At 61.3% G+C, this 10725-nt stretch carries 9 protein-coding genes and 1 pseudogene; 8 read left to right on the top strand and 2 right to left on the bottom strand.

The features are described 5' to 3' along the window. Positions 1 to 137: 137 nt before the first annotated feature. Positions 138 to 859 (top strand): annotated as a pseudogene (locus GL300_RS27015) (IS5 family transposase); the annotation flags it as partial. A 1533-nt stretch (positions 860 to 2392) separates the two neighbouring features. On the opposite strand, the gene GL300_RS25665 reads toward GL300_RS27015, so the two are convergent. Both GL300_RS25665 and GL300_RS25670 read right to left on the bottom strand, forming a co-directional pair. Further along, positions 2393 to 2788, bottom strand: coding sequence for a VOC family protein (locus tag GL300_RS25665; protein WP_155042516.1), 396 nt, complete (start codon positions 2786 to 2788; stop codon positions 2393 to 2395). 46 nt (positions 2789 to 2834) lie between these two features. Further along, the gene (locus tag GL300_RS25670) at positions 2835 to 3011 is read right to left on the bottom strand and encodes a hypothetical protein (RefSeq protein ID WP_155042517.1); all 177 of its coding nucleotides are present in this window, start codon (positions 3009 to 3011) and stop codon (positions 2835 to 2837) included. 102 nt (positions 3012 to 3113) lie between these two features. On the opposite strand from GL300_RS25670, the gene GL300_RS25675 reads away from it, so the two are divergent. From GL300_RS25675 to GL300_RS25705, 7 genes are all read left to right on the top strand, one after another. Continuing rightward, positions 3114 to 3812: a FadR/GntR family transcriptional regulator gene (locus tag GL300_RS25675; RefSeq protein ID WP_155042518.1), complete on the top strand. Its 699-nt coding sequence runs from the start codon at positions 3114 to 3116 to the stop codon at positions 3810 to 3812. Between the two features lie 180 nt (positions 3813 to 3992). Further along, the gene (locus GL300_RS25680) at positions 3993 to 4538 is read left to right on the top strand and encodes a TRAP transporter small permease (RefSeq protein WP_155042519.1); all 546 of its coding nucleotides are present in this window, start codon (positions 3993 to 3995) and stop codon (positions 4536 to 4538) included. Further along, positions 4535 to 5815, top strand: a complete 1281-nt coding sequence (locus GL300_RS25685; protein ID WP_155042520.1) for a TRAP transporter large permease subunit — start codon at positions 4535 to 4537, stop codon at positions 5813 to 5815. Before GL300_RS25680 ends, GL300_RS25685 begins: the two co-directional genes overlap by 4 nt. A gap of 50 nt (positions 5816 to 5865) precedes the next feature. Further along, positions 5866 to 6861 (top strand): DctP family TRAP transporter solute-binding subunit, encoded by a 996-nt coding sequence (locus GL300_RS25690; protein WP_155042521.1) that lies wholly within the window; start codon positions 5866 to 5868, stop codon positions 6859 to 6861. A 54-nt stretch (positions 6862 to 6915) separates the two neighbouring features. Continuing rightward, a complete protein-coding gene (locus tag GL300_RS25695) occupies positions 6916 to 7746 on the top strand; it encodes a carbon-nitrogen hydrolase family protein (RefSeq protein WP_155042522.1) in 831 nt (276 codons plus the stop codon). Then, positions 7743 to 8522: an HpcH/HpaI aldolase family protein gene (locus tag GL300_RS25700; protein ID WP_155042523.1), complete on the top strand. Its 780-nt coding sequence runs from the start codon at positions 7743 to 7745 to the stop codon at positions 8520 to 8522. The genes GL300_RS25695 and GL300_RS25700 overlap by 4 nt, the downstream gene beginning before the upstream one ends. Beyond that, positions 8519 to 9184: an RraA family protein gene (locus GL300_RS25705; protein WP_155042524.1), complete on the top strand. Its 666-nt coding sequence runs from the start codon at positions 8519 to 8521 to the stop codon at positions 9182 to 9184. Before GL300_RS25700 ends, GL300_RS25705 begins: the two co-directional genes overlap by 4 nt. Positions 9185 to 10725 lie beyond the last annotated feature (1541 nt).

The following is a 10725-nucleotide window of genomic DNA, read 5'->3' on the forward strand; positions in this document are numbered from 1 at the left end:
ACCCCACAGCGCCATCGGATACAACGTCCCGAGCGCGCTGCACTTTCCCGGCGGCGTCACCAGCCCGCCGCCATGGCCAAGGCCGGAAACTCCGGCTTTAGATGGTCCAAAATTGGTAGGCAGGGCAGGTATAAGACCTGATATCGGACGAGCGGCGGGTGTTTTTTGAGCGTTTCATTCTGGCTGTCCGCGCCCCGAACGGACGCAAACCATCCGATCACTGCCTTGTTCTTGATAGGATTTTCTGGATTTTCGAACCGGAGTCCTCTAACGCGACCTATCGGGGGTAGGCAAATGATCGAGCGTCTATCGTCAGTTTAGGTGCTGGACGTTGGTGGGGCTGTGAGAGAAGACCATAAATGCCCTGAACAAGAGCGGGCTGCGCCGGACACCCTGCACATGATCGACAGCACCGTGATCCGCGCCCACCCTTAGGCAGCGGGCGCTAAAGGGCGCCCCCAACAGGGTTTCGGCCGCTTTGGTGCGTCCAGTGGGAAAACGATCCGGTGGATCGTTTTCCCACTGGACCACCTATAGTCTCGCGACCAAACTCCACTTCCTCGTCAAGGCGCATGGACTGCCCATGAGGACCGGAATCACGCCGGGCCAGACATCCGATTATCTCGGTTTCAATCTTGTCCTGACAGAAAACCTACCCCCGCCAAGGACGTTGCCTGCGGATCGTGGCCATGACGCCGATAGCATCAGGGCGAACATGGAAGCGCGCGACATGCAGCCCGTCATCCCGATGCGCAAAGCCCGCAAAAAGCGTGTTGGTGTGGACCGTTCGCCTTATCGCCGGTGCAACTTGGTCGAGCGCTGTTTCAACAAGTTTAAGAACGCCCGGCGTATGGCAACTTGAACTACCCCCCATTTTTTTGGACAGTTTCCGAGGTGATTTAAGCTTTTGCCCGCGCCTGCCGGTCGGTTTCGATGCTGTCGGGCGGCTGCCCGCCATGGCGGCGTGGGGTCGCTGGTGATTGTAGAGTGAGGCTACGAGTACCATCGGTCCGAGAGAGCGGCCGAACGATCCGGCGGCTGATGGCGCATTTGGCCTGAGATCCGGTCTACCAGGCGTGCAGGTCGACGCCTTCATATTTCAGGGACCGCCACAGGCGCTCGCTGCAGACGTTGTCGATCCAGCGCCCCTTGCTATTCCTCGAGATCCGGCTGCCGATCAGTCCAGGCGAAGGACGTGGACTGTGAACTTTGGTCCGTGCTTATGATCTCGGGCGCACCATACCGGTGGATGGCCTCGTTCAGCGCCTCGACGCGAGACAGTCGGCCTCGAGCCTGTTCGATATGCGCCAGGCCAGCACCTTACGGGTGAACCAGTCCATGATGGCCCCCGGATACAGAAATGCGCCATCGCGGTGCCATCGGTTCGAGCCCGGCGAATGCGCCGCATCGGCAGAGAGATGACGTCGGCGCACCAGACCTGGCCGGGGCGATCCACCCGCAGCCTGCCCGAGCCAGAGGGACAGGTGTTGCGCCCCTTTCTCGGCTTGCTGGTGTTGGGCTTTTGGCAGATCGACTGTGAGGAGGTTCAGAAAACAGTCCGGGGGCTGTTTTCCCGACAAACGCGCATGAGTCGCCGGATGCGCTTCTGGTTCACGCCATGCTCGTCTGCAGGCTGACGCGGCCCCCCTGGAGCCACGGACTACCGGAGCTGCCAGGTCATCTGCCGGACGCCGGAGAAGGGCGTCTCCAGGAGTTGCCGATCGATCAGCCGCATCAGCCCGAGTTTCTGCTCCGTCTCGCCCGCCGGCGTGGTCAAACGACAAGCACTGCGCCCCCGATCGACAGCGCCGGATGGTCCCGCTCAATCCTCCCGTTCGGCATTGTCTCTCGGACCAGTGGCGTTCAAATGCCTCATCACGTACCGATCCACGACTTGCGCTGTCGCGACAAAAAATCGTTGGCGACGGCTCTCTCGGACCCATGGCGCTCACGGGCTCATTCCCCGATCCTGGCATGCCGCGCCCGAACCGCTTCCTCATCCACTTCCGCCGCGGGCTTCTTGTTGCCCCGCCCTCCGCAGCCGCATCGAGCAAGGCGCTCGCCATTGTCCTCGGACCAATGGCGGAGTATGGCTCGCTCCCTTGGTGGGTCATCGCCGGATGCACGCCTTATTCGGCCGCCAGCTCCGACACCCTGCGCGCGCCTTCATGGCTTCCAGCGCCATGCGCGCCGTGAAGCCCGCGCCATGGTTCCGACGTTTCCGCATTCCTGATCTCCTCGTCCTTGGAGACCAGAAAACGTCAGATCGTGGCTTCCGTTACCGCACGATGTCGGGGAGGGGTTCACAACTGTAGCCGGACGGCTTAATTCCTGAAGCGCTTTCCTGCTCAATCCTACACAGCCAATAGCTGCCTGCGAGCCGTTTGGGCGGCTAGGCGGGGGTCGTTAGAATATCCTCGTGCAAGCAGAGGATGTTTCCCTCGGAATCGTTAAACCACGCGGCCTTTTCAGAGCCCAATACACAGATGTGGTCGACCGTTTTTAGTCCCGGCAGGTCGTATTCAGAGAACACCACGCCGCGGCCCTTGAGCTGCTCAATTGCTGAGCGGATGTCATCGACACGAAAGCTCAATGCGGTGTGTTCGGCCTTGGTGCCTTCGGTCTTGGGAAACAAGGCGATCTCGGTGCCGCCGCAGTGATAAATCACCTTTCCATCTAAACGTTCCTCACCTGCTGGCAGCGACAGCGCCCGCTCGTAGAAATCGCGCGCCCGAGCAAGATCGCGGACCGGCAGCATTACCGTAATCTGACTGCGACTGAATTGCATGGCATCCTCCCTTCGGGGATCCTAGGTCAGCATTCTACGCCCGCATTCAAATGCTGGCCAGCGGCGTCAATGACCTCGGCGCTTGCCGACATCCGCCGAGATGCTGCGATCGACGGCCCTGGACCTGATCCAAACCCATTTTCCCCGAGCCGTTCACCAAGACTTGCCCGATCAAACGCAAAACGATGAATGCAAGTCCCTCAACTACGGTATCGACGATCATCAAATTACCCGGGACGTTGGCCTCGCCTCGCGACGTCACATCTAGCTTTCCGCTAGCTGTTGTTTTCTGTATGACATCATATCATAAACAATGGGTGGAAGCATGAGAAAACGTCGGGACAGCCTGTCCTCCATCGTCGCCAAGGATCTTGTCGAGCGCATCGAGGCGGGGGAATACGCGATTGGTGACAAGCTTCCGATCGAGGCGCAACTGGGTGAGACCTACAATGTCAGCCGCACCGTCGTCCGCGAGGCGATTGCGCATCTGCGTTCGGAAGGACTGGTTGAATCCCGACAAGGCGTCGGCGTTTTTGTCTCGGGTCGGGGTGGAGGGGTGCTGAAAATCAGCCCCGAAAAGACCGGAGAGCTGGCCGAAATCCTGGAAATCCTGGAGCTGCGTCTGGGTGTCGAAGTCGAGGCCGCAGGATTGGCGGCACAACGCCGGGACGAGGAAAGTCTTGGCAAGATTATGAAAAACCTTGACCAGACCGCAGATCTGGACGCGTTCTCTCAGAATGCCCGTGAATGGGACTTTGCCTTTCACATGGCCATCGCCGAAGCGACCGGCAACAGCTACATGCCGCGCTTCATGGCCTTCATTGGGCCGGTGATCATCCCGCGCAGTCAGTTGATCCATGCCTCGGTTCCCAATCTGACACGCGACTATCTGGCCAAGATGAATGACGAACATCGCCGCATCGCCGAAGCCATCCAGCGTCAGGATGTGCTGGATGCGCGCGAAGCAATGCGCTTCCACCTGGTCGGCAGCCTTGAGCGTTACAGAAAGCTGACGCTCGCATGATTCATATGTTGACAGTCATCATACAATTAAAATACCACCAAGACCGACAGGGAGAGCGCGCAGCATAAAGACCCGAAAAGGGCGGTGCGGTCGGAACAGTGCGGTTTGGGCCGATGGCAAGTTCGCGTCCTCTGTCAGGAATGAGGGGAAACACCCCTTCCTTTTGACAGCGGAGAGAACATGACCGCCTTCAGGAATATCTATCTTGGGATTTTACGCTGGGTCGTGATCCTCTGCATGGCGGGGATGCTCTGCCTGATCTTTGCCAATGTCGTGCTGCGCTATGCGTTCAACAGCGGCATCTACCTGTCCGAGGGCGTCTCGGGCCTGCTTTATGTCTGGATGACCTTTGTCGGCGCGCTGCTGGTGCTTTACGACCGCGGCCATATCGGCGTCGACATGCTGGTCCGTCGCCTGCCCGCCGCGATGCGCCGGACGGCATTCGCGCTGACCCATGCGGTGATGCTGTACGTCACCTGGCTGCTGCTGGCCGGAAGCTGGCAGCAGATGGTCATCAACCTGCATGTCATTTCTCCGGCCACGCATCTGCCGATCGGGACGATGTATCTGGCGGGCGTGTTTTTCGCTGCGATGAGCGGGCTTTTCCTGCTGACCCAGCTTGTCCTGCTGTTCACCGGCCGACTGGCCGATGACGAGCTGACCGTTTCGGTGTCCGAGGACGAAGACGAGGCCGAGCGCCTGATGGCCCAAGGAGCGCTGAAATGACCGTTGCCCTTTTCACCGGGTCGCTGCTGCTGGTCATCGCCATCGGCGCCCCCATCGCCTATGCGCTGATCATCACCGGCGCCGCGCTCATGTGGCAGATGGGTCTGTTCGACGGACAGATCATCGCCCAGAACCTGCTGAACGCCGTCGACAGCTTTCCGATGATCGCCATTCCGCTGTTCATTCTGGCGGGCGAGGTCATGAACACGGGCGGCCTGTCGCGTCGCATCATCGCTCTGGCGCAATCGCTGCTGGGCCATCGCCGCGGCGGGCTGGGCTATGTCGTGATCTTTGCGGGCGTGCTTCTGTCCAGCCTGTCCGGCTCGGCGCTGGCCGATGCGGCTTCGCTTTCGGCGCTGCTGCTGCCGATGATGGTCGCTGCCGGGCACAGCAAGGAGCGCGCTGGCGGGCTGATCGCCTCGGCCTCGATCATCGGGCCGATCATTCCGCCCAGCATCGGCTTTATCGTCTTTGGCGTCGCCACCAACCTGTCGATCAGCAAGCTGTTCATGGCCGGGATCGCGCCTGGCCTGATGATCGCGCTGGCGCTGGCCATCACCTGGTTCTTTGTTTCGCGCTCCGAAAACGTCGCCCCCACGCCGCGCGCCAGTTGGTCCGAACGGGGCCGGGCGCTGGTCGACAGCTTCTGGGCGCTGATGCTGCCGGTCATCATCATCGTCGGGCTGCGCTTTGGCATCGTGACGCCGACCGAGGCCGCCGCCGTCGCAGCCGCCTATTCGCTGTTCGTCGCCATGTTCATCTATCGCGAACTGTCGCTGGACGACCTGAAAGAGGTCACCTTCCGCGCCGGTAAGACTGCGGCGGGCGTGATGTTCCTGGTGGCCGCCGCCGCAATTCCGGCATGGATGATCACCATCGCCGATATTCCCGGTCAGGTCATCGGCATGGTCCAGCCGTTCATGGACAATCCCAAGCTGCTGGTCTTTGTCCTGATGGCGCTGATCATCGTCGTCGGCACGGCCATGGACCTGACACCGACGATCCTGCTGCTGGGCCCGATCCTCGTGCCCGTCGTCACCGCCGCAGGGATCGATCCGATCTATTTCGGTGTGCTGTTCATGATCAACTGCGCCATCGGCCTGATCACTCCTCCGGTCGGGACCGTGCTGAACGTGGTCTGCGCCGTCGGCAAGATGGAATACGAGGCTCTGTTCAGGGGCACACTTCCCTTCTTTCTTGCGCAGGTCGCGGTGCTGTTCCTGCTGGTCCTGTTCCCCGAGCTGGTGACCGTCCCCGCCGCATGGATCTCTCATTAAAGGGCGCCAAGACCCTACCCCCCTACCCTCCTCCCAACAAGGATATCGACATGAAAGCCATCCTCGGTCTTTTGACCGCAGCCCTTCTTGCGACCGGTGCACAGGCGCAGGACTACAATTCCCGCATGATCAAGTTCGCCGCCACCGGTCAGGCGGGCACCCCACCGGTGCTGGGCATGCAGATCTTTGCCGACAAATTGGCCGAGCGCAGCGGCGGCAAGCTGAACACCAAGGTCTTCGCCAATGGCGTGCTGGGCGGAGACGTGCAGGTCCTGTCCTCGCTGCAAGGCGGCGTGGTCGAGATGATGGTCTGGAACGCCGGCAACATGATCACGCAGGAACAGGATTTCGGCATTCTCGACCTGCCGTTCATCTATCAGGATGTCACGGTCATGGACGGGTTGCTGGATGGCGAGGTCGGCAAGAAGCTGACCGATCAGCTGCCCGAACATGGCGTGGTCGGCCTGGCCTTCTGGGAACAGGGCTTCCGCCTGCTGACCAACAACAAGCACGAGATCAACAAGCTTGAGGACATTTCCGGGCTGAAGATCCGCGTGCAGCAGAACCAGTTGCTGGTCGACATGTGGGCGGCGCTTGGCGCGAACCCGACGCCACTGGCGGTGACCGAGCTTTACACCGCCCTGGAAACCGGTGCCGTGGATGGTCAGGAAACCACCGCGCCCTTCATCCTCGGCTCAAAATATCACGAGGTGCAGAAGTACGTTTCGGTCACGCGGCACAATTACAACCCGCAGATCGTCCTGATCGGCAAGCCCTTCTGGGACAAGCTGACCGAGGATGAACAGAAGCTGATCATCGAGGTCGCCCGCGAAACCGCGATCGAGCAACGCCAGATCTCGCGCGATGCACAGGTCTCGGCGCTGCAGTCGATCCGCGATGCGGGCAATACCGTGACCGAGATCGACCCGGCGGAATTGCAGGGCATGAAGGACGCGGTGCGTCCGGTCATCGCGAAATATGCCGCGACCTTCGACCCCGAGTTGACCCAGACCGTGTTCGACGCGGTGGGCTTCAAGCTGGACTGACCCTTGCGGGGGGCGGATCGCACGCCCCTCTTCACCCTCTACCGGAAGACATCCATGAAGATCTCATTCGCCCAGTTCTCGCCCGTCCATGGCGACACCGCAGCCACCACGGCGCTTGTCGCGGAAAAAGCGCGCGAGGCCGCCGCCTCGGGCAGCCGCCTGATCGCATTCCCGGAATGCTTCCTGACCGGGGGCGCGTTCGACGACCGCGAAAGCCTTGTCGCGGCGGCGGTCGATATCGAGCGGGGCGATCTGGAGCCGATCCTTGCCGCCGCGCGCGACACCGGCATTCATGTCGTGGTGGGTTTCTATCAGCGACGCGGCGATCAGGCGCTGAACACCGCCGCCCTGATCGGACCGCAGGGCATCATCGGGTTGCATCACAAGATGCACCTGCCTTTCATGATCGGCGACCGCTTCGTCGATATTCCCCCGATCGACGGCCCCTCGGTCTTCGACACCGAAATCGGCCGCATCGGCATCGCCATCTGCTACGAAATCCGCTTCCCCGAGGTCGCCCGCACCCTGGCGCTGGAAGGAGCCGAGCTGATCGTCCTGCCCGCCGCCTGGCCCGAGGCCGCACGCATCCTGCCCGATCTGTTCAGCCGCGTCCGTGCCGCCGAGAATTTCGTCTACTTCCTGTCCGCGAACCGCAATGACATCGATGACGGCATGCAGTTCATGGGCTCCAGCCACGTGATCGGCCCGGACGGGCGCGAGATCATCAATGCCGGTATGGATGACGGAATCTTCTCGGTCGAAATCGAGCTGGAACAGGCCCGCGTCAAGTCGATCATCCGCGATCCGGGCATCTACGAGGTTCATCCCTGGCGCGACCGCCGCCCGCAGGATTACGCCATCTGCACCAAGGCGGCCGTGCTATGAGCCTGCGCGACAGGTTGGATCGCCCGACCTTCGGGATGAACGTCTATTCCGGCGCGCCCGCAGCGGTTGAGATCGCCGGGAACTGGGGTCTGGATTTCGTCTTCATCGATGCCGAGCACACCGCGCTTGGCCTTGATTTGCCGATGGAGCGGATGATCCTTGCGGCAAGGCTGGCCGGGGTCGCCCCCCTTGTGCGCGTCCCGGACAGTACGCCGACCGGCTTGCGCAAGGCGCTGGAACTGGGGGCGGAGGGGGTCATCATCCCACAGGTTCATACCGCCGCCCAGATGCGCGAGATCGTCGCCGCAACCAAGTTCCCACCGCTGGGTCGTCGCGGCGGCGACAGCTCGGTCCGGTCGGCGAATTATGGCGGTCCGGGCTTTGACTGGGCCGAATATGCCGCACGCGCCAACCGCGAGACGCTGCTGGTGCCCATGGCCGAAAGCCCGGAATTCTTTGCCGAGATCGACGCCATCCTTGACGTTCCCGGCATCGACGCCGTGCATTTCGGCCCGGCCGATTACTCGCTGTCCTGCGGCATCCCGGTCGATTACGCCATGCGCCATCCTCAGGTCCGCGAGGCCATGCGCGAGCTGATCGCCAAATGCCACGCTCGCGGCATCAAGGTCATGCTGCCCTGCTTCCCCTATGAGGCGGCGCAGGTCTCCGAATTGCTGGACGAGGGCGCGGACATGCTTCTGGTCGGAAATGACATGGCCTTCCTGAACGCGGGCTGCCGCAATGCCGCGGCGCTAGCCAAGGGGGCGCGGGCATGATCCGCCATCCCCGGCCCGACCCGGTGGCGCTGGACGCGGAACTGCTTGCCGCGATGCGAGGCATTCAGCCAGCCTCGTTGGGACATTACCTGACGACGGGCATCGTTTCGCCCGACATTCGGCCGTTGACAGGTGGCAAGCTGCTGGGCCGTGCGGTCACGGTGCGCCAACCGCTGCCCGATGCCATTCCGGTGCATGTCGTGCTGGACGAATTGCAGGCGGGCGATGTGCTGGTGATCGACCGGGCTGGGGATCACCATGTCGCCTGCGTGGGCGAGATGGTCGCCCGCGCCGCCCATGCTGCCGGTGCAGCGGGCATCGTTGTCGACGGGATCGTCACCGATATCGAGGAACTTCGCGAGATCGGCCTGCCGGTCTATGCCCGCGGGCTGAACGTCGTCACCACGCGTGTGTTGAAAGTGCCGGGTGCGGAACTGTTCGGGCCGGTCATCATCGGCGGCGTGATCATCCGCAGCGGCGATCTGCTGTTCGGGGACGCGAACGGGCTGTTGCGGTTTGATCCGACCGACGAGGCACTTCCAACCCTTGTCAAGCGCGCCTTGGCTGATGAGGCACGAGAGATCGAATGGCGGCAGCGCCTTGCAGCGGGGGAATCGTTGGCCCGGCTGAACGGCTCGGACGCCTATCGAGCAACGCATTAGCCCGACCTGACGAGCATGCCAAAGGCCCGGAGGTAAAAGCTGGGCCGTTCAATCTCATTCTGCGCAATGGCAAATCTGGCATCAGCTGCCGTTGCGTTGAACCGGGCGCACTGCAGAAGTTCCTCATCTTAGGCGCAAACCTCGATAACCCTCTGCATTGCCGCCGAGCATAGCCATCGGGTAGATCCGCCAGTGTCACTTGATGATCGGTCGAGAGACTTGCCCCCGTAGGTCAACACGTCGCACCACCGTAAGCGATTTTATCCGGCCCGTCGCACCATACCGCAATGTGAACCCGTCGGAGTGGCCGACTTCCGGATGGATGGGTCCACAGACCTCGGCCAGACGTATTTCTGGCGTAGGGTCGTGATAGCACACAACTATTCGGGCACGATATTCAGGCCGTCCGAGCGACCATTTCCATCTTATGCAGTCGCCATTGTCGCACCACAGATCCAAGCGGCAATGGCGACGCCGGAAAAACAACGGCAGATCATGCTTTCTGGTTCGACGACGACTACGGTATGCGACAGCGCGCCCACACGATACCTATCGTATTCTTGGATGCCGGTTTGGTCGTCGTCCCGTCACCCGCTCTGACCGTGCACCAAGAGAGTTCGCCGCATCGACAAGGAAGTCAGCTTCGCGAGAGCCAGCTAGTAAGCAAATGCCAACCGGCAGATTGGACCGGACGTCCATTCGCGGTTGGCGACCTGCAATGGTCTTTTTCCCATTGGATGGGATCGAGGGCAATACGACACATGCAGTGTGGTCTGTAATGCAGACCACAGGCGTTAGTCGCTGGATCACTCCAGACGCAGCTGTTTGCTGTCGATGAAGTCGCATACTTACGCGGTGCTGTGATTGCAGAAAGAATTGATCCGGTTGCATAGGCTGTGCCCGTCGATCGACGCCATCCACAAAGCTCTCGGTTGCCATGCACTGAACCGCCTGAACACCCTAGGCTCGTTGGACCTCGCTCACCACATCTTCAGAATAAGGCCTAGGAGCTTCAGAAGACGGCGCTTGAAGGGTTCTGGTCGAGGGTTGATCTGGATGGGTCCGAACGTAGGACTGGGCTACCGAACGGCCGCACCTCCGAAACTGGGGAGACCGGCGCGACAGCCTTGGTGCCCGCGCTCCGACCGATCTGATCTGCGCGCTAATTTACCATGTACCGACCGACGATAAAAATAGCTGCACCTTACGATATCCAGCGCGAATTCACCCGCCACGAAACTACTGGCTTACCTACCGACCAGAACGGAATTGAAACCGCACTGGCAGATCACACGCTTTTATTGCCACGCGCGAAGGAAGATGATCTGGCCTCGAATGCACTGCCGACATGATCGGGACAGCCTGTCGGCTGCCCGTCCTCGATAGCGTCGGACCAAAGAATTTGCACTCCCCCGGGTCGCGGTCAAACTGGCCGCCATTACGGCGCTTATTGTCGATGGATGCGTCTGTTGCGGCCGGTCCAGCTTTGATTGTGACGCCGCATGACCCAGGGACCGATCTGCACATTGAGGAAATCGCTG

Origin of the sequence: Paracoccus litorisediminis (assembly GCF_009711205.1) — a bacterium.
Taxonomy (GTDB): Bacteria; Pseudomonadota; Alphaproteobacteria; order Rhodobacterales; family Rhodobacteraceae; genus Paracoccus; species Paracoccus litorisediminis.

What these genes read in the sequence shown, in the direction of transcription:
- GL300_RS25675 (WP_155042518.1), top strand. Translation starts at nt 3,114, where the DNA reads ATGAGAAAACGTCGGGACAGCCTGTCCTCCATCGTCGCCAAGGATCTT.
- GL300_RS25670 (WP_155042517.1), bottom strand. Translation starts at nt 3,011, where the DNA reads ATGATCGTCGATACCGTAGTTGAGGGACTTGCATTCATCGTTTTGCGT.
- GL300_RS25705 (WP_155042524.1), top strand. Translation starts at nt 8,519, where the DNA reads ATGATCCGCCATCCCCGGCCCGACCCGGTGGCGCTGGACGCGGAACTG.
- GL300_RS25690 (WP_155042521.1), top strand. Translation starts at nt 5,866, where the DNA reads ATGAAAGCCATCCTCGGTCTTTTGACCGCAGCCCTTCTTGCGACCGGT.
- GL300_RS25685 (WP_155042520.1), top strand. Translation starts at nt 4,535, where the DNA reads ATGACCGTTGCCCTTTTCACCGGGTCGCTGCTGCTGGTCATCGCCATC.
- GL300_RS25700 (WP_155042523.1), top strand. Translation starts at nt 7,743, where the DNA reads ATGAGCCTGCGCGACAGGTTGGATCGCCCGACCTTCGGGATGAACGTC.
- GL300_RS25665 (WP_155042516.1), bottom strand. Translation starts at nt 2,788, where the DNA reads ATGCAATTCAGTCGCAGTCAGATTACGGTAATGCTGCCGGTCCGCGAT.
- GL300_RS25680 (WP_155042519.1), top strand. Translation starts at nt 3,993, where the DNA reads ATGACCGCCTTCAGGAATATCTATCTTGGGATTTTACGCTGGGTCGTG.
- GL300_RS25695 (WP_155042522.1), top strand. Translation starts at nt 6,916, where the DNA reads ATGAAGATCTCATTCGCCCAGTTCTCGCCCGTCCATGGCGACACCGCA.